The organism is Streptococcus anginosus (assembly GCF_900636475.1).
Classification (GTDB): domain Bacteria; phylum Bacillota; class Bacilli; order Lactobacillales; family Streptococcaceae; genus Streptococcus; species Streptococcus anginosus.
Genome location: NZ_LR134283.1, coordinates 1,449,129 through 1,467,749 on the forward strand (window position 1 = coordinate 1,449,129; position 18,621 = coordinate 1,467,749).

The following is an 18,621-nucleotide window of genomic DNA, read 5'->3' on the forward strand; positions in this document are numbered from 1 at the left end:
CCTCCTCATCAGTTATCATCAATTTGCCAATACCTATTGGGTTTTTGATACATGTAAAATTCAAATGTCTTCCCAAATTCACCATTAATGTAAGCATTTTTTACTTCTTGATAATGAGGACTATCTTCCCAAATCCAAACCTTTTCATCAATACAGTTAAGTGTAAAATGTAAGACTATTGATTCTTTTCCATTTTTAGCAATTTGTGGTACTCCATCGGACATTAAACTACAAATAAATTTAGTATGAATGCCACCAAATTTATTTCTAGTTAAAGAAAGAAAACGCACAAATACATTAAGGTTATTCTTTTTCAGCGCATTGACACAAAAATTTGCCGTATTACCTCTGCCAAATAAGTCATCAATCAATAATACCCTATTCACACCATCAGGTAAGATATTTGCTCTATAATCATTGGCATTAAGTTGAGAGGTTTTTGCTTGACTTGGAGATGTTTTCTCAAGAATATCAAAATAAACAGGAATTTTACTAACTTCACTCAAACAAGCAGCAATCATATACATCATCTTTAGCTCACCAGTTAGATTACCTTTATGATAAGGATTAAAACTAGGAGCTGGGAGAATAGCATCGCAATCACTAACAAAAGGCATTAACTGCTCTACCAAATACTCTATTGCATAGTCAAGTTGCTCATCTGATAAGATATTATTTTTTATATAGTCATATTTAATATCATATACTGCTTTCCCAATATTAGTGTATCCACTTTCATCTTTGTACCAATCCAAAGCAAAAGCTTCATCAGCGTATTGGACTTCATTCTGTAAATCAATCATATATCAAAATACCTTTTCACTAAACTTTTTAATCACACTGGATCTCCGTTACATACTCTATCAAAATCGTACTCCTATTTTACCAAAACAATTACTCATTTACCATAAAATTGTACTGCTTTTACCAGAAGGTCATTCCATACAGCCCAAGATGATGGCTTCTACTCCGACTTCTTTCAGCTGTTGAATGATGTCCAGATAGATTTGCCTTTATGGACTCATTTATAATTTGGTAGTAAGAAATCGTGTTTTCCCAACTCATACCGCCTATAAGTATATCGTTTCATATCTATTCTTCGATTATAAAACTAGTAGAGAGTTTTCCGTATTTGACATGAGTGAAAACACCTGGAAACATTATCTCTTTTGAAAAATAATTAATATAGTCACCCCTCTTTATAATTCAATTATTTAAATACTTGATAATCATTTCTGTCACAATTCTAACAGGATTTTGTTCAATATAATAAAACGCAAATCCTAGTAATATTAATAGAAATATACAATAAAAACCAACAAAACTTTTAGATGAAATCCTTAAGTTTTCTTTTTTCTGAAATATAGGAAATCCTTCGAAAACTAAAACAAATAAAGTCATACACAAAATAGCGAAAATTGAAATATTTCTTGTTCTATTGATTTCAAAACTTGTAAACAGCTTTAAAAACTCTGGTAAGGGGGCTAGAATCGATTCAACAGTTGACTGTAAACCAAAAAATTTACTAAAATTAATTTTTGTATTTATTTCCCAAAATTCTTTTACATTACTTGGTAAAAAATTTAATGTATAAAAAGCGATGGTACTTATTATTGGAGGAATTAGTTCCAATCTGTAATCAATTCCTAAACGCTTGTATCGTAGAACTTTTATCAAAGAGATTACCATTATGATAAAAATCATTAGCTTTCCCACCAATGAGTAAAAAAGATAGGTTGCAAAAATCATCACAACAACAATAAGCGCAGGACCATAGTCGCTCTGATTTGTAGAATTGGGATTACTACTTTTATTGTTATTCTGAATAAAATAGTATTTATCACCTACATCTACACTAACTGATGGATTAGATGGTATAAATAGAAAAACAACACCAATACTAGACATTATTAACTCTAATACAGGAACAACATAATTAACAAAAAACTCCAAAATTTCCTCCTAAAAAATCAATCTTATTTCACAGTGTTTTTTGATTTACCATATTATTTAATTCATTTGTAATGAAACCAATTAACTTTTATAAGATTAAGCAAACTAAGTGATTAATTCACTCAAACTCTTCTTTCCCTATCGCTACCGACGGATAGTGAGGTAGGTTACTGAGATCAGTATCCAATGGTAAATCATAGATTGCCAAATAGTTTTTAGGGTATTGTGCAACTAGCTCTTCATACTTAGCTTTCACCTTTTCGTGATTGCTACTAGCATACAAGACTTCGACGACTGCTCCAGTCTTATCCTTTTCAACAAAAGCATTCACGATGATTTGAATCATAAGAACCTCCTAGATAGAAATGTTTTTCATATTGCCTTCTAGAATAGGCATCTCAACACCTAACTCCTGACCAGTCTGATAAACACTTTGACAACAGTAGAAAATGTCCTGCTTATCATTATGCAAGGTCATAATCTTTCGGGTCAACTCATTTTTCGCAAACATGATTTTCATGGCTTTTCCTGCAATCCATGAGGGAATTTTGTAAGGTAAGAGTTCAGCTTTGTAAAGCTTCAAATTTACGCCACGCGCTTCTACGACTTTCAAAGCCTCTTGAATGGCCTTGATAGCTAATGATAATTCCGAAGAACTATTCATCAAGTTCAGAGCCAGCTGTTCTGGATTTTCCAGATTCCCCGAACGTGCAGCTGTCGAAGTGACACCTGCGTTTATCGCCATGTGAATCCAAATCCACTCAACCATATCATGAGGAACTTCCCACTTCAAATCTGCAGAAGCTAGTAAAGCCGTCAGATCAGTATAGTTGGAAATCTGTGTTCTTTGCTCACCTTCTAGCATTAAATGGTCAAACAAGACGCCATCCAAATGGTCATCCTGCATATGACCACCCGCTGTCGGAAAGGCTAGAATATAGTCGTAGTCCCCTGCCCACTCCTGTATCTCTTTTCGAGTATCCCAGAAATTACAGAAGAAAACGAGGGTGCCTTTGATATTATTTTTTCGCAAGGTTTCCACGGCTTCCTTGACAAACCCATAACGAACACTGACAAAAATAAAATCATATTCCGAATCAGCCTCTGCCACATGAACCTCATAGGTATCATACTTGTTTTCACCCTTGGAATGATAGCGACCATCTAGCAAATCAACCGACAACCTCTTCGGAGCATTGTTTTTCTTACTGTCTCTCAGTACGTGTTCCACTTGATGACCTACTTTTTGAAAAGCATAGGCATAAATGGTCCCGATAACCCCAAGACCTAAAATTGCTACTTTCACTTAGAAATCAATCCCTTCCCCAAACTCCTTCACCTCATCCGGCACATCACTAAACAAAGTCACATGTCCCATTTTGCGGTTGTGCTTCGCTTCTATTTTACCATACATGTGGAGGTGGGCGCTTGGATTTTCTGCGACATACTGCGCAGCTTTTTCCATGTGCTGACCAAGGACATTGAGCATGACGGCTGGGGCATGAAGGGTTACTTTTGGCAGGGGCTGACCCAAAATACCTAAGATATGAGTATCAAACTGCGAGAAGTCGCAGGCTTCGATAGAGTAGTGGCCAGAGTTGTGTGGGCGTGGGGCAATCTCATTGACGATGATGTCATCAGCCGTCGCAAACATTTCCACGCAAAGAGTTCCAGACAGGTTAAGTTGTTCTGCGATTCGCACCGCCATGGCTTTGGCCTTGTCAGCCAGACTTTCTGAAATGCGAGCTGGCACGATGGTCTTAGACAGGATATTGTTGCGGTGGATATTTTCCTGAACTGGGAAAATCGTCACATCATTGCCATTTCCAGATACGATGACAGAAATTTCAAGATCAAAATTGACAAATTCTTCCAAGACACAAGCTGCAGAATCGGCTAGCGCATAGGCTTCTTCCAAATCTTCTTTCGAGCGAATGACCTTTTGCCCATGTCCGTCATAGCCACCAGTCGCCGTTTTGAGAACATAGTTTTTCGACAGGTCCATATCCGCCAAGTCTTGGCTGGAAGTCACGACTTTGTAGGGTGCCACGGTGACTTGGGCCTTGTTTGCGAGAAAATCCTTTTCAAAAATCCGATTTTGAGAAATGCGGAGCAGGTCCGTCCCTTGAGGGAGCTGACCCTCCTTGATGACAGCATCCAAACCGTCAGCATCGACATTTTCAAACTCATAGGTCAGGACATCGCAACGCTCAGCCAGCTGACGCAAAGCGTCCACGTCATTATAAGGCGCTACGATAATTTCCGCTACACGAGAGGCCGGGCAATCCGCCGCAGGATCCAGCGCGATGACCTTGTGCCCCATGTAGATAGCAGAAATAGCCATCATCTGCCCCAGCTGACCACCACCGATGATTCCGATTGTTTTAGATGAGCTCATTTGTCGACTCCTCTGCGATTTTTCCTTGTTCTTCTGCAAAATCCGCTAGCGCTATCGCAATAGCCTGGTCCTCTACTGAGAGGAGACGAAGGGCAAAGAGAGCCGCATTTGTTGCGCCCGCTTCGCCGATAGCCATCGTTGCCACAGGAACACCGCCAGGCATCTGCACGATAGAATAGAGTGAGTCCACTCCGCTCAAAGCACGAGATTTAACAGGCACACCGATAACCGGCAACGTTGTTTTAGCCGCCACCATTCCCGGCAAGTGCGCTGCACCGCCAGCACCTGCAATAATAACCTTGATCCCACGTGCGCGTACTTCCTCAGCATATCGAAACATAAGGTCTGGTGTTCGGTGGGCAGAGACCACCTTTTTTTCATAAACAACACCAAAGTCCTCAAGAACTTGGGCTGCTTTTTTCATTGTTTCCCAGTCGGATTTAGAACCCATGATAATAGAAATAATTGGTTGCATAATTTCTCCTTTTTCAAGCCTGCCTTAGGCTGTAGAGGCGTCGTGAACTTTCTTTCGTGTGATGCTACGCTTTTCTTCTCATCTTTTCTTAAAAGCCAAGGAAAAGCTAACATCCCATCTAAAAAATCTTCTTGACTAGGTTTGTAGACCTTTGAGCTACAAACTTTCCCAAAATACCACAGTGATAACAGACATAGTTTCATAACGACCTTTGGTCGCTTGAGCTAGCGCTATACTTTATTTAATTATATCTTCAGCATCAACAACTCTGTAGCCTCGTTTCTTTAATGCTTGCGCAAAAAGACCACTGCCCTCTATTTTTCGACCAGAAAAATGACCATCGTAAATCTGGTTGACACCACAAGAGGGACTTCGGGACTGAAGAATAGCCAAGTCAATGTTTTTTTCAGCTAAACTAGACAATGTGTGATCAATTCCTACTTGAAATTCTTTATCATAAAAATTCCCATTGACATCACATGGCCGCCCTTTTAAAATCTCTACTGGCTCTCTTGGAACTGGTAAGCCGCCCGCAACTTCCGGGCACACTGCTAAGACATCTTTATCCGCAACAAAGTCAATAACAGCTTGATTATAATTATTGCCTCCATTGTACTTGCAATTTTCTCCAAGCAAACAGGCACTAACTAGTATACATTTTTTATTTTTCAAGAGCCTTGCTCCCAATATCAGTTCTGTAGAACAGTCCAGTCGTGTCTTGTTTGTCGAGTTGGGTGTAAATTTTTTCCTGCGCAGCTGAAACGCTGTCAGCTGTGGTGACCAGCATATAGACCCGTCCGCCGTTAGACAGCAGAGCTTTGTTATTTTCATCAAACTTAGCCCCTGCATAGTAGGTGATGATGTCGCCCTCGGTCTTGGCTGGCAGGATTACACCTTTTTCGTAGGCAAGTGGATAACCTTCAGAAGCCACCACGACGCCCAAGGTCACACCGCTATCCGTCCAAGTCATGTCAGGCTCCTTGCCCTCCAAAATGTCCGTGATGTTCTGTGCCAAGTCAGAAGTCAAGCGTGGCAGAATAACCTGCGTCTCAGGATCGCCAAAGCGAGCATTGAACTCAATGACCTTGGGACCGTCCGCAGTCAGAATCAAACCAGCATAAAGAACACCAATATAAGGTCGCCCCTCTTTAATCATTCCCTCCAGCACTGGCTTGACAATGGTTTCAACCGCAGTTTCAACCACGCTTGCTGGCAGATGTGGCACGGGCGCATAAGCACCCATACCTCCTGTATTAGGACCCTTGTCACCGTCATAGGTCCGCTTGTGGTCCTGAGCCGTTGGCATGATATAGAACTTGTCACCATTAACAAAGGCAAAGAGAGAGAATTCCTCTCCAGTCAGAAATTCCTCAATCACCACACGCGCACCAGAATCGCCGAATTTATTGTCCAAAAGCATTTCGTGCGCTGCTTCGACCGCTTCTTCCACCGTTTCAGCGACTACCACGCCTTTACCCAAAGCCAAGCCGTCCGCCTTCACCACGATTGGAGCGCCCTCTTTTTCGATATAGGTTTTAGCTTTTTCAAAGTCTGAAAAAGTTTCGTAGCGTGCTGTCGGCACACCGTATTTTTTCATGATTGACTTGGCAAAATCCTTGGACCACTCCAGCTCCGCAGCCAGCCGAGCCGGACCAAAAGCCTTAAGTCCAGCCTGATTAAAATCATCAACGATACCTGCCGCTAGCGCATCATCAGGACCAATGAAAGTCCAAGCAACATCATTTGCTTTAGCAAAGTCAATCAGCTTGGAATGTTCGGAAATTCCGATATTGACCAAATCCAGCCCATCAAGCGTCATCCCGTCATTTCCGGGAGCCACAAAGACCTGCTCCACCTGCGGAGATTCTAACAATTTCTTAGCAATAGCATGCTCGCGTCCACCTGAGCCAACAACCAAAAGTTTCATGATTACCCTCTTTGCGAATTATTTATATCAATTATACCACAAATGTTCGTTTATGCCTTTGTTTATCATGAAATATTTCGATAACAATGAAATCTCGCTATCATTTTCTAATTTTTCAATCCAACTTACCATTTTTCTCATCTTTTCCCGAATAATCTAAATGGAACTATCCAAATTATTTATTCAAAGGAGATTTATGAAAAAATACAATCAATTATTTTTACTATCCAGCGCTATGTTGAGCGTTTTTTCAGCTCAACTAACAGCTCAAGCCGCGGAAACAAATAATACTCAAAAAAGCTCAAATCCAGCAACTCTCGCTAGCGATATTACTGTCAATGTTTCAGGAAACACTGCTTCTATTAACTATACACGTTTGCAAACGCAAGTTCCTTACACCATTTACCATGCTGTTTGGTCTGATGAAAATGGGCAAGATGACATTAAGTGGTATTCCGCGCCCCAAACACCAACTACAGCTGTTGATTTGCGTCAGCACACTGGTTATGGAACCTTTCACGTCCACACCTATATCAATATCAATGGGAAAATGGTTGGTTTAAACGGAACGACTTTCAAAGTAGAAAAACCAGCTAGCGGCACGGTTTCTACAACCGTTTTAGGAAAGACTGCTCAAATATCCTTTACTCGAAACAAAGATCAAACAAATGCCAATATTTTACACGCTGTTTGGTCTGACGAAAAAGGACAAGATGATATCAAGTGGTATACAGCAGGGCAAGACACAACAGAAATTGACTTATCCAATCATAAAGGATACGGTGTTTACCATGTTCATACTTATGAAAGTAAAAACGGAAAGATGATTGGATTAAATGGCACCACTTTTAACCTTGAAAAACCAAATCCTACTATTCAGACTAGCTTTCCTGAGCCTGGTATCATGGATATTCAGATCAAAAATGTTCCTGAAACAATCTACAAACTAACTGTTCCGGCTTGGTCTGACCGCAACGGACAGGATGATCTTCAATGGTATGCAGCTACTAAAAATCCTGATGGAAGCTACAATGTTAGAGTTGAGCTAAAAAAACACAACTATGACACAGGAACTTATCACATTCATCTTTACGGAGAAAGCTATGTCAAACCAGAGTTTACTGGCTTAGCTGGAATCACTGCCCAAGTTGATGCTGATAAATTGCCTTCTGAAGAAGAGCAAAAACCATTCTTCTCTGTTGAAAATATCAATCAAGAACAAGGGACTTATACCGTCAAAGTTAGTGAAACTTCAGAGTCCAAGCCGATTCAATCCGTCCGAGTACCTATTTGGAGCACGAGCAATCAAAGCAATATTAAGTGGTATGCAGCCACTAATCACGGTGACGGAACATTTACGGCAGCATTTGATATTCGCAATCATCAAGTTTTGTCTGGAACATACACCAATCATATTTATGTGAAATATAAAGACGGTAGCGAGCATAGTTACGTAACGGATTCGGTTGCTATGTCCGCAGAAAAAATTAAAACCAAAGTATCTGTCGCTAAACGCTCAACTTATCTTTATGAGGTGACGGTGACAGATGCTTACGGCGATGGCAAGATTAGCCTACCGACTTGGTCTGAAGTCAACGGCCAAGATGATATTCAGTGGTACACCGCTACTAAAGCTGGAAATGGAATTTACAAATTCACAGTTGATACGCAAAAACACACTGGCAGTGGCCTTTTCCATACACATGTTTACCGCAATCTCAACGGTCAAATAATTGGACTAACAGGTACAAGCTATCAGGTAGAGAAGCCTGCTGTCTCTTTCCAACCAAATTATGCCGCAGCAACGACTTATCCAAAAGGTCAATGCACTTGGGGCGCCAAAGCTCTTGCGCCTTGGGCTGGCAATTATTGGGGCAACGGTGGTGACTGGACTGCTAGTGCCAGACGAGCTGGTTTTAAAACCGGTACAACTCCACAAGTAGGGGCTATTATTTGTTGGACAGACGGTGGTTACGGTCACGTTGGAGTTGTTACTCACGTTGCCTCAAACACACGCATTCAGATTCAAGAGGCCAACTACGCTGGAAAACAGTATATTGGCAACTTCCGCGGCTGGTTCAATCCTCATGCAGCTGGACAAGGAGCAGTTAGTTACATTTATCCAAAATAAGTCCCTCTGAACAACTTAAAAAACCTTGGAAAATCAATCCAAGGTTTTTATACTATTCTCAATGTCTAAAATGCCGTACGCCTGTAAACACCATGGCAATGCCGTATTTATCAGCCACATCGATAGATTCTTGGTCACGGACGGACCCACCAGGTTGGATGATTGCTTTCACACCTGCAGCAGCAATTTCTTCAACATTATCCGCAAATGGAAAGAAAGCATCACTAGCAAGAACCGCACCGTCAAGACGGTCTTTGGCTTGGTCAAGAGCGATACGAACAGAAGCTACACGGTTTGTTTGACCAGGACCAACACCCAATGTCATATGGTCATTTGTCACGATGATACCGTTTGATTTCACGTATTTGATAGCTTTCCAAGCAAATTCAAGCGCTGTTTTTTCTTGGTCGTTTGGTTGACGTTTTGTTACAACCTTCCAATCTGCTGGATTTTCTTCGATAACATCTTGGTTTTGAACCAAAAGCCCACCGACAACACCCGTGTATTCTTTTTCAACTTGGCTAGCTTCTTGAGCTTCAAATGGCAATTGAAGAATACGCAAGTTTTTCTTCTTCGTTGTCAAGATTTCAAGGGCTTCTTCTGAGTAACTTGGTGCAATGATGATTTCAAGGAAAATAGCGTGCATTTTCTTAGCTGTTGCAGCGTCAACTTGGCGGTTCAGCGCAACAATTCCACCAAAGATTGAAACTGGGTCAGATTCATAAGCGTAATCCCAAGCTGTTTCAATATCATCTGCTTGTCCGATACCGCAAGGATTCATGTGTTTAAGAGCAACAACAGTCGGACGGTCTTTGAAATCACGGATAATGCGGATGGCAGCATCAGCGTCACGGATGTTATTAAAGGATAGTTCTTTCCCGTTCAATTGTTTAGCAGAAGCAATTGAGTAATCTGTCGGCAAAGCTTTTTGGTAGAAATCAGCGTCTTGTTGAGGGTTTTCACCATAACGCATTGGTTGTTTCAAATCATAAGTGATGGTGAGTTTTTCAGGTTTTGTTTCTCCGACTTGTTTTGTGAAATATTCCGCAATCAAAGCGTCGTAAGCTGCTGTGTGACGGAAGACCTTAGCTGCCAAACGTTGACGCGTTTCAAAGTTTGTTTCACCATTAGCTGTCAATTCATCCAAAACAACAGCGTAATCAGCTGGGTCAACGACAACTGTAACACTAGCATGGTTTTTAGCAGCAGAGCGAAGCATTGAAGGACCACCGATATCAATATTTTCAACCGCATCAGCGTAAGTCACTTCTGGTTTCAAGATTGTTTCTTTGAATGGGTAAAGGTTAACCACAACAAGATCAATCAATTCAATGTGGTTATCTTTTGCAGCTTGAAGGTGGCTGTCAAGGTCACGACGAGCCAAAAGACCACCATGAATATTTGGGTGAAGGGTTTTCACACGACCGTCCATCATTTCTGGGAAGCCCGTCACATCATCAATCGCGATAGTATCAACGCCTGCTTTATCAAGCGCAATCTTAGTCCCGCCAGTTGAGATAATATCCCAACCAAGTTTTTTCAATTCTTGAGCAAATTCAACAATGCCCGCTTTGTCTGAAACACTGATTAGTGCACGTTTTGTCATTTCAGTCCTACTTTCTACTTCTTTTTGTAAAATATAAACAACTCAATAGCAATACTGGCAATAAGCCCGATAGAATAAGCCAAGCAAAGGCGTAACGGATTTTCAAGATTACCAAATAGTACATTTACTATAAAGGCAACGACAATAAAAGTTAATACAAACACCAAAATCTTTTTTATCATCATAATCTCCTTATAAGGCAGCATACTAATAGCTAACTACGCTATCAAATACACGGACTACTTTTTCTTAACTCCTAAGCTCTCCAAAACATCTGGATAGAGTTTATACTCTGCTTCATGAATACGAGCTTCAAAACTGTCAATGGTATCATCAGCCAGACGAGGCACACGAACTTGTTTAATCACTTTTCCCGTGTCAACACCATTGTCAACCCAGTGAATGGTAACACCAGATTGGTCAACACCTGCTTCCCAAGCATCATCAATACCATGAGCCCCTGGAAATTCTGGCAGATAAGCTGGGTGAATATTGATGATACGACCTTCGTAAGCTGCTAGCAAAGTCGGACCAACAATCTTCATATAACCAGCTAGGCAAACCACATCAATATCATATTTTTCAAGCAAAGTAACAATAGCTTCTTCGTAAGCTACTTTATTATCAAACTCTTTGAGTTCAAAAGCATGAGCTGTCACACCAAGTTTTTCAGCACGCTCTAAAACGTAGGCATCTCGATGATCTGAAAAGACAAATTCAACCGGAAATTGCTCCGCAATGACTTGAAAATTGGACCCGTTACCACTCGCAAAAACGGCAATTTTTTTGCTCATTATTTCATCACCACACTTGCATCAGCTTTTTTGACAATACGACCAAGTTCGTAAACTGGCTCATCAAGCAATTCTTTCACGCGCTCAACCTTATCAGGACTAACTGCCAACATAAGACCAATACCCATGTTGAAGATTTCAAACATTTCTTCGTGTTTGATGCTGCCATATTTTTCAAGAGCTTTGAAAATTGGAAGAACCGGAACTTTATCCTCTTCGATTTCAGCAGCTAAATCATCCGCAAACATCCGTGGAACATTTTCAACGAAGCCGCCACCAGTGATGTGAGCAATACCGTTAACCAATTCTTCTTTGATAAGCGGAAGCACCGCTTTGACATAGATACGTGTTGGTTCAAGCAGCACTTCTTTCAATTTTTTGCCTTCAAGTTCTGGAAGTACTTCTTCACCTGTATAATCAGCAAAGACGCGACGCACAAGTGAGTAACCGTTTGAGTGAATCCCACTGGAAGCAAGCCCAAGAAGAACATCACCATCAGAAACTTTTGAGCCATCGATAATCTGTGACTTTTCAGCGACACCAACCGCAAAACCAGCTAAATCATAGTCGTCTTCACCATACATACCAGGCATCTCAGCCGTTTCGCCACCGATAAGAGCTGCACCAGATTGAACACAACCTTCCGCAACACCTGCAACGACTTGTTCAAGTTTTGCAGGTTCATTTTTACCCGTAGCAATGTAATCTAGGAAGTAAAGCGGCTCTGCCCCAGCTGCAATGATGTCATTGACACACATGGCAACACAGTCTTGGCCAATCGTATCGTGTTTGTCATATTTAATGGCAAGCATGAGTTTTGTTCCCACACCATCAGTTCCTGAAATCAAAACAGGTTCTTTCACGCCAGTTTTTGTAAGGTCGAACATACCACCAAAGCCACCAAGAGCTCCCATAACACCTGCACGCTCAGTACGCGCAACGTGTTTTTTGATACGTGCAACAACTTCATAACCCGCTTCAACATCAACACCAGATTGAGCATAAGCATTTTTTGTCATAATAATTTTCCTTCTCTTTTTTTGTCAAAAAACCATATTGGAGATTGCGACGTTTTTTTCAGTCAAACCATTCTTTTGACTGAAAAAGCTAGTCAGGTCTTTAGCTTTGGTCCCATAGGACAAAGCGTCCATTGACGAATGCTTTAGCCTTTAGTCAGTGGTAAGACGTGGAGCATAAGCGTTTTTTGTCATAATATTTTTCTCCTTTTGGGAAATAGCAGAGCTATTAAACTGTTCTATTTATTTTCATTAACTTCATGAATATAGAAGCTTGTTTTTTCTTCTAAGCTTTTGAGGTAAGGTTCTTCGTAATCGTAAAGTGGTGTTGGATACTTACCGTCAAAGTAAGCCACACACAAACCACCATTAGGCGCATCTGTATCAAGACCGATTGATTCAATCAAACCGTCAATTGACAAGTAAGTCAAGCTATCAGCACCGATAATCTCACAAACTTCATCTTTGCTATGATTAGCTGAAATCAATTCACGACGATTTTGAATATCGATACCGTAGAAACATGGGTATTTCAATTCTGGACTACCGATTGCCACATGAACTTCTGTCGCACCAGCTTCACGAAGCAAACGAACGATACGGCGTGATGTAGTTCCACGCACGATAGAATCATCAACCATGACCACGCGCTTCCCTTTAACAACACCAGATACGGCTGAGAGCTTCATGCGAACACCTTGCTCACGCAACTCTTGTGTCGGTTGAATGAAAGTACGTTGTGTGTACTGATTTTTCACCAAGCCCATTTCATTTGGGAGACCTGATTCTTCAGCAAATCCCATCGCTGCTGAAAGTGATGAATTCGGTACACCAACGACAATATCAGCTTCATGTTGAAATTCCTGTGCCAAACGTTTCCCCATATTTTTACGAGCCGTGTGAACATTGACACCATAAATATCACTGTCAGGTCGTGCAAAATAGATGTATTCCATTGAACAGATAGCAAGCTGAGTATCCGTCGTGTAGGTATCGTACCGAATGCCATTGTCATCAATAATAACCATTTCACCAGGTTTCACATCTCGAATCCACTTGGCACCAACCACTTCAAAGGCACACGTTTCACTTGATACTACCCAAGCACCATTTGCCATTTGCCCAATTGACAAGGGACGAAAACCATTTGGGTCAAGCGCAGCAATCAATTTATCTTCTGTCATCAAAAGATAAGCAAAGCCACCTTTGACAGTGTTCAACGCTTCTTTGACTTTACCGATAAATTCAGGATTATGGCTACGGCGAATCAAATGCATTAGAATTTCAGTATCAGATGAGGCATTAAAAATCGCCCCTTGGTCTTCCAATTCTTTTTTCAATGATACTGCATTTGTCAAATTACCATTGTGGCAAAGCCCAAATTGCTCGTCTGTAAAGTTGTAAAGGAATGGTTGAATATTATTAATAGACGCAGAGCCAGCAGTCGCATAGCGAACGTGACCAATAGCAGCAGTTCCTGTTAATTTTTCCAAATCAGCAGGATTTTTAAATACTTCTGAAAGAAGACCAGTATTACGGTGCTGAAGAAGTTTGCCCTTATCGTTTGTGACAATACCAGCACCTTCTTGACCGCGGTGTTGAAGACTGTGAAGTCCAAAATAAGTCACTTGAGCTGCTTGAGGATGCCCCCAAATCCCAAAAACACCACATTCTTCATTTAGAGATTTAACTTCGTATGTCACTGACATTTCCTCTTATTTTTCTGTCATTTTTATGCTCAATCATTATCAAAAGAATCCGAAATCATAGTTTCTTTTGATATTTGACGAGTATTATTCCCCTGTAAAGTAACGCACAGCACTTGCAAAGAGATGTTGGTCTTTATTTCCTGGAATATTTTGGAAAAGACCGTCTTCATAACGTTCTGAATGTCCCATTTTACCAATGATTTGACCGTTCTTGCTGGTAATCCCTTCAATCGCATTAATAGAGCCGTTTGGATTGTATTTAGAATCCATGCTTGGTTTGCCATCAAAATCCACGTATTGGCTGAAGATTTGTCCGTTGTCACGGAGTTCTGCAAATTCTTCATCTGTTACGACAAATTTCCCTTCACCATGTGATACTGGGATTGCATGAATATCACCAACTTTGACACCGGCAAGCCAAGGTGAGTTCGTATTGGAAATACGTGTTTCAACCATTTTCGCCACATGTTGGTTGGCATCATTATAGAAGAGTGTCGGACTTGTTTCGGTCGCTTCTTCAAAGTTACCGTATGGAAGTAGGCCTGATTTCACAAGCGCTTGGAATCCATTACAGATACCGATAATCAGCCCGCCTTTTTCAATAAAGCTATCAATCGCTGCGCGGACTTTTTGGTTTAACAAGATGTTAACGATGAATTTAGCAGAACCGTCTGGTTCATCAGCGGCTGAGAAACCTCCTGCAAAGAAAATAATATTTGCTTTACAGATGTTGTCAACCATTGTGTCAACAGATGCTTCAATTGCTGCTTCATCAAGTGTCACAAATGGTACCAGATTCACTTTTGCTCCAGCTTGTTCAAAAGCTTTTGCTGAATCATATTCTGAATTTGTACCAGGGAATACTGGGATGTAAACCAATGGTTCAGCAACTTTTTCACTTGCTTTAATCACTGCATCTGAAGCAATTGCCGGAACATCTTCAAGTTTTGTACTTTGTTCAAATTCAGTTGGGTAAACGTCTTCGAGTTTGCCTTCAAAGGCTGAAAGAAGTTTATCTCCTGCAAGGTTGACACCGTTGACAGTAAGTGTAAAGTCAGATCTTGTTTCACCGATTTTCACAACATCAGCAATTTTTTCAGCAGATGTAAAAATAAAACCACCAAGTTGCGCTGTCAAGCTAGTCGCAAGCTCTACCAGCTCTACTTTTGCACCGATATGGTTACCAAAAGCTGCAAGTGCCAAGCTTTCAATCACACCACCATATTTAACAGCTGAAGCTGATGTGACATGGTGTGCTTTTTGAATCGCTTCAAATTTAGCAAAATTAGCTTTAATCAAATCAAAATCAATCTCTTGTGAAATAGCTTGCCCTGGAATGTAGTAAATGTATTCACCAGCTGCTTTAAATTCTGGCGAAAGAATTTTACGACTATCTGCTGTTGTCACACCAAAGGCAACCAATGTTGGCGGTACTGTCAATTCTTCAAAAGTTCCTGACATGGAGTCTTTACCACCGATTGATGGCAAACCAAGTTGCAATTGCGCTTCGATTGAACCAAGAAGAGCTGAAACTGGTTGTCCAAAGCGTTCAGCTTGTTTGTCCATACGTTGGAAATACTCTTGATAAGAGAAACGTGCTTTAGACCAATTCGCACCTGTTGCCACCAAACGCGCTGTTGCTTCGATAACAGCATAAGCTGCACCATGATATGGTGACCATTCAGCAATATAAGGGTTGAACCCTTGTGCCATAACTGATGCTGTTGTTGTTGCACCGTTTTGAACAGGAAGTTTTTGAACTGAACTTTCTGTTGGTGTGATTTGATAACGACCACCAATCGGATGGTTAACCGTTGAACGACCAACAGAGCTATCAAAGATGGTTTGTAAACCTTTTTGACTAGCATGGTTAAGGTCAGAAAGAACATTTACAGTATCAGATTCAAGTGTCGCAGCTGAAGTTGTACGTTGTTCTGGCATATCAACTTGACTGTCAACAACATTCGCATCAACTACCACGCGCACACCGTTTGTATCAAGGAAACGACGTTCAATATCAACGATTGTTTGACCATTCCAAGTCATAACAAGGTTTGGTTTTTCAGTAACTGTGGCAACTACTACCGCGTCAATATTTTCTTTATGACATTCTGCCACGAAAGCATCAACATCTTTCGGACGAACCACAACAGCCATCCGTTCTTGTGATTCAGAAATGGCAATTTCAGTTCCGTTAAGCCCTTGGTATTTCAAAGGCACTTTGTTAAGGTCGATTTCAAGACCGTCAGCTAATTCACCAATTGCCACACAGACACCACCAGCACCAAAGTCGTTTGATTTTTTAATAAGACGCGTCACATTACCATTGCGGAAAAGACGTTGAATCTTCCGTTCTTCAATAGCATTCCCTTTTTGAACTTCTGCGCCAGCTGTTTCAACAGATTCAACGGTTTGGACCTTAGATGAACCAGTTGCACCACCAACACCGTCACGACCTGTTTTACCGCCAAGAAGGATGACCACATCGCCTGCTTCTGGTTTTTCACGGACAACATTACTTTTAGGAGCTGCACCGACAACGGCACCAAGTTCCATACGTTTAGCGACGAATCCTGGGTGGAAATATTCTTTAACATAAGTTGTTGCAAGACCGATCTGATTACCATAAGAAGAATAACCATGCGCAGCTGTTTTAGAAATCACTTGTTGTGGCAATTTACCAAGACGTGTTTCTGAAATTGGTATTGTAATATCACCAGCACCTGAAATACGCATCGCTTGATAAACATAAGAACGTCCTGACAATGGGTCGCGAATGGCACCACCGATACACGTTGCGGCACCACCAAATGGTTCAATTTCCGTTGGGTGATTGTGTGTTTCATTCTTGAACATCAAAAGCCATGGTTCTTTAACACCGTTCACATCCACTTCAATTTCAACAGAACATGCGTTAATTTCGTCTGACACTTCCATATCGTCCAAACGACCATTCGCACGCTCATAACGACCAAAGATTGTCGCCATATCCATCAATGTTTGTGGCTTTTCAGAACGTCCAAGTTCAGCACGCATAGCAATATATTTATCATAAGTTGCTTGCAATTGTTTTTGGAATTTAGACGCTGAGAAATCAATATGCTTCAGCTCAGTTTCAAAAGTTGTGTGACGGCAATGGTCTGACCAGTAAGTATCCAACACTTTCAATTCTGTTTCCGTTGGCACGCGCCCGATGGTTTTGAAATAATCTTGGATGAAGACAAGGTCATCCACTTCCATTGCCAAACCTTGCTCAGTTTTATAATCAGCAAATTCAGCTGCTGTATAAGTCTTGAAGAAATCAAGATTTGGAATCGTTTTGTCCGACTCTGAAAATGCTTGCGGTGCAATTCCTGTCGTAATATCTTTAAAACGAGAATCTACTGGATTAAGAAGATAATTCTTAACCGCATCAAGTTCAGCAGTATTAATATCTTTGTTAACAAGATAAAGTTGAGCCGTATTAACCGTTACATCATTACTGCTGCCAAGAAGGAGTAATGCTTCTTGTGATGAAGCCGCACGCTGATCAAATTGACCTGGAAGTGATTCGATGGCAAAGAAAGTATAGTTAGCAAGTTCAGCAACCACATCACTTTCAGCCAAAATAGTATCAGTTACCTGTTCAGAGAAGATGTGCTTTTCAGCACGCTCAAAAAGCGAATCTGCCAAGCCAAACACATCATACACTTGAATAATACGCAAATCGGTTAAACTCGTTAATTGAAGATTGTGTTTGAGTTCTTTAACAAGCGCCTGAGCCTTAATGTTAAAATTTGATTTTTTCTCAACGAAAATTCGTTTATTCATTTTTTACCCTTTTTAGAATTCTTCTTTCTACTTAATTAGAAATCACAGTTTTTAGTTAAGCCCTTTGAGTTTTTCAAGGACAACTTCGTAAACATCTGTCAAACTACCTAAATCACGACGAAAAACATCTTTATCCATGTGGTGACCTTCAGCATCCCAAAGGCGGCAGTTATCTGGTGAAAATTCATCCGCAAGAATAATGTTGCCATCTTTGTCTTTACCAAATTCCAATTTGAAATCAATCAAATTCAGACCAATTTGGCTGAACCAATCTTTCAAAAGGTCATTAATACGACGTGTTTCTGCTTTGATATAAGCAATATCTTCATCACTTGCAATACCAAGGAATTTTACGTGTTCATCATTGATAAATGGGTCATCCAAATCATCATTTTTGTAGTAAAATTCAACGATTGGAGTATCTAATTTAATTCCTTCTTCAACACCAAAGCGTTTTGAGAATGAGCCTGCAGTGACATTACGCAAAACAACTTCAAGCGGAATGATATCCACTTTTTTGTTCAATTGTTCGGTTTCTGACAATTGTTTAACAAAGTGAGTTGCCACACCTGCTTCATTCAATTTCGTAAAAATGAAAGATGAGATTTGATTATTAAGAACGCCTTTACCTTTAATCGTCTCTTTACGAGCACCATTAAGCATGGTCGCTTGGTCTTTGTAATGTGCAATAATAAGATTTTCATCATCTGTCAAAAATAAATCTTTAGCTTTTCCCGAATATAACAAATCACCTGTCATTTTAATATTCGCCTTTCACATTTTTCTGACTTAAGTCTATCAT

The 18,621-nt window shown here is 40.6% G+C and carries 16 protein-coding genes and 1 pseudogene; 1 reads left to right on the plus strand and 16 read right to left on the minus strand.

Going from position 1 to position 18,621, the window contains the following annotated elements:
- Positions 1–8 precede the first annotated feature (8 nt).
- The 9 genes and pseudogenes from EL079_RS07080 to purD form a co-directional block, all read right to left on the minus strand.
- Positions 9–803 carry a hypothetical protein gene (locus EL079_RS07080; RefSeq protein ID WP_003032035.1) on the minus strand — a complete coding sequence of 265 codons (795 nt, stop codon included), beginning with the start codon at positions 801–803 and terminating at the stop codon, positions 9–11.
- Positions 804–987: 184 nt separating this feature from the next.
- Positions 988–1,065: pseudogene (locus tag EL079_RS07085) on the minus strand (aspartate racemase); the annotation flags it as partial.
- Between the two features lie 141 nt (positions 1,066–1,206).
- On the minus strand, positions 1,207–1,953 hold the full coding sequence (locus EL079_RS07090; protein ID WP_003032046.1) for a hypothetical protein: 747 nt from the start codon (positions 1,951–1,953) through the stop codon (positions 1,207–1,209).
- Between the two features lie 118 nt (positions 1,954–2,071).
- Complete coding sequence (locus EL079_RS07095; RefSeq protein ID WP_003032061.1) at positions 2,072–2,299, minus strand: hypothetical protein; 228 nt, start codon at positions 2,297–2,299, stop codon at positions 2,072–2,074.
- Between the two features lie 9 nt (positions 2,300–2,308).
- Complete coding sequence (locus tag EL079_RS07100; RefSeq protein WP_003032049.1) at positions 2,309–3,259, minus strand: ketopantoate reductase family protein; 951 nt, start codon at positions 3,257–3,259, stop codon at positions 2,309–2,311.
- On the minus strand, positions 3,260–4,351 hold the full coding sequence (gene purK, locus EL079_RS07105; protein WP_003032036.1) for a 5-(carboxyamino)imidazole ribonucleotide synthase: 1,092 nt from the start codon (positions 4,349–4,351) through the stop codon (positions 3,260–3,262). It lies immediately after the preceding gene.
- Positions 4,338–4,826, minus strand: a complete 489-nt coding sequence (purE, locus tag EL079_RS07110) for a 5-(carboxyamino)imidazole ribonucleotide mutase (RefSeq protein WP_003032076.1) — start codon at positions 4,824–4,826, stop codon at positions 4,338–4,340. The genes purK and purE overlap by 14 nt, the downstream gene beginning before the upstream one ends.
- Before the next feature lie 237 nt (positions 4,827–5,063).
- Positions 5,064–5,498 (minus strand): DUF523 domain-containing protein, encoded by a 435-nt coding sequence (locus EL079_RS07115; protein WP_003032062.1) that lies wholly within the window; start codon positions 5,496–5,498, stop codon positions 5,064–5,066.
- Positions 5,488–6,753 carry a phosphoribosylamine--glycine ligase gene (purD, locus tag EL079_RS07120; protein ID WP_003032080.1) on the minus strand — a complete coding sequence of 422 codons (1,266 nt, stop codon included), beginning with the start codon at positions 6,751–6,753 and terminating at the stop codon, positions 5,488–5,490. The genes EL079_RS07115 and purD overlap by 11 nt, the downstream gene beginning before the upstream one ends.
- Before the next feature lie 196 nt (positions 6,754–6,949).
- On the opposite strand from purD, the gene EL079_RS07125 reads away from it, so the two are divergent.
- The gene (locus EL079_RS07125; RefSeq protein ID WP_003032068.1) at positions 6,950–8,884 is read left to right on the plus strand and encodes a GBS Bsp-like repeat-containing protein; all 1,935 of its coding nucleotides are present in this window, start codon (positions 6,950–6,952) and stop codon (positions 8,882–8,884) included.
- Positions 8,885–8,942: 58 nt separating this feature from the next.
- On the opposite strand, the gene purH is transcribed toward EL079_RS07125, so the two are convergent.
- The 7 genes from purH to purC all read right to left on the minus strand — a co-directional run bounded on the left by purH (position 8,943) and on the right by purC (position 18,578).
- The gene (gene purH, locus EL079_RS07130) at positions 8,943–10,490 is read right to left on the minus strand and encodes a bifunctional phosphoribosylaminoimidazolecarboxamide formyltransferase/IMP cyclohydrolase (protein WP_003032070.1); all 1,548 of its coding nucleotides are present in this window, start codon (positions 10,488–10,490) and stop codon (positions 8,943–8,945) included.
- Positions 10,491–10,504: 14 nt separating this feature from the next.
- Positions 10,505–10,675 carry a phosphoribosylaminoimidazolecarboxamide formyltransferase gene (locus tag EL079_RS07135; protein WP_223349579.1) on the minus strand — a complete coding sequence of 57 codons (171 nt, stop codon included), beginning with the start codon at positions 10,673–10,675 and terminating at the stop codon, positions 10,505–10,507.
- Between the two features lie 54 nt (positions 10,676–10,729).
- Positions 10,730–11,284: a phosphoribosylglycinamide formyltransferase gene (gene purN, locus EL079_RS07140; protein WP_003032059.1), complete on the minus strand. Its 555-nt coding sequence runs from the start codon at positions 11,282–11,284 to the stop codon at positions 10,730–10,732.
- Positions 11,284–12,303 carry a phosphoribosylformylglycinamidine cyclo-ligase gene (gene purM / locus EL079_RS07145; protein WP_003032034.1) on the minus strand — a complete coding sequence of 340 codons (1,020 nt, stop codon included), beginning with the start codon at positions 12,301–12,303 and terminating at the stop codon, positions 11,284–11,286. The genes purN and purM overlap by 1 nt, the downstream gene beginning before the upstream one ends.
- Before the next feature lie 236 nt (positions 12,304–12,539).
- Positions 12,540–14,003 (minus strand): amidophosphoribosyltransferase, encoded by a 1,464-nt coding sequence (purF, locus tag EL079_RS07150; RefSeq protein WP_003032042.1) that lies wholly within the window; start codon positions 14,001–14,003, stop codon positions 12,540–12,542.
- A 90-nt stretch (positions 14,004–14,093) separates the two neighbouring features.
- Positions 14,094–17,819 carry a phosphoribosylformylglycinamidine synthase gene (locus EL079_RS07155; RefSeq protein ID WP_003032050.1) on the minus strand — a complete coding sequence of 1,242 codons (3,726 nt, stop codon included), beginning with the start codon at positions 17,817–17,819 and terminating at the stop codon, positions 14,094–14,096.
- A gap of 51 nt (positions 17,820–17,870) precedes the next feature.
- Entirely contained in the window at positions 17,871–18,578 is a 708-nt protein-coding gene (purC, locus tag EL079_RS07160; RefSeq protein WP_003032064.1) for a phosphoribosylaminoimidazolesuccinocarboxamide synthase, read from the minus strand.
- Positions 18,579–18,621 lie beyond the last annotated feature (43 nt).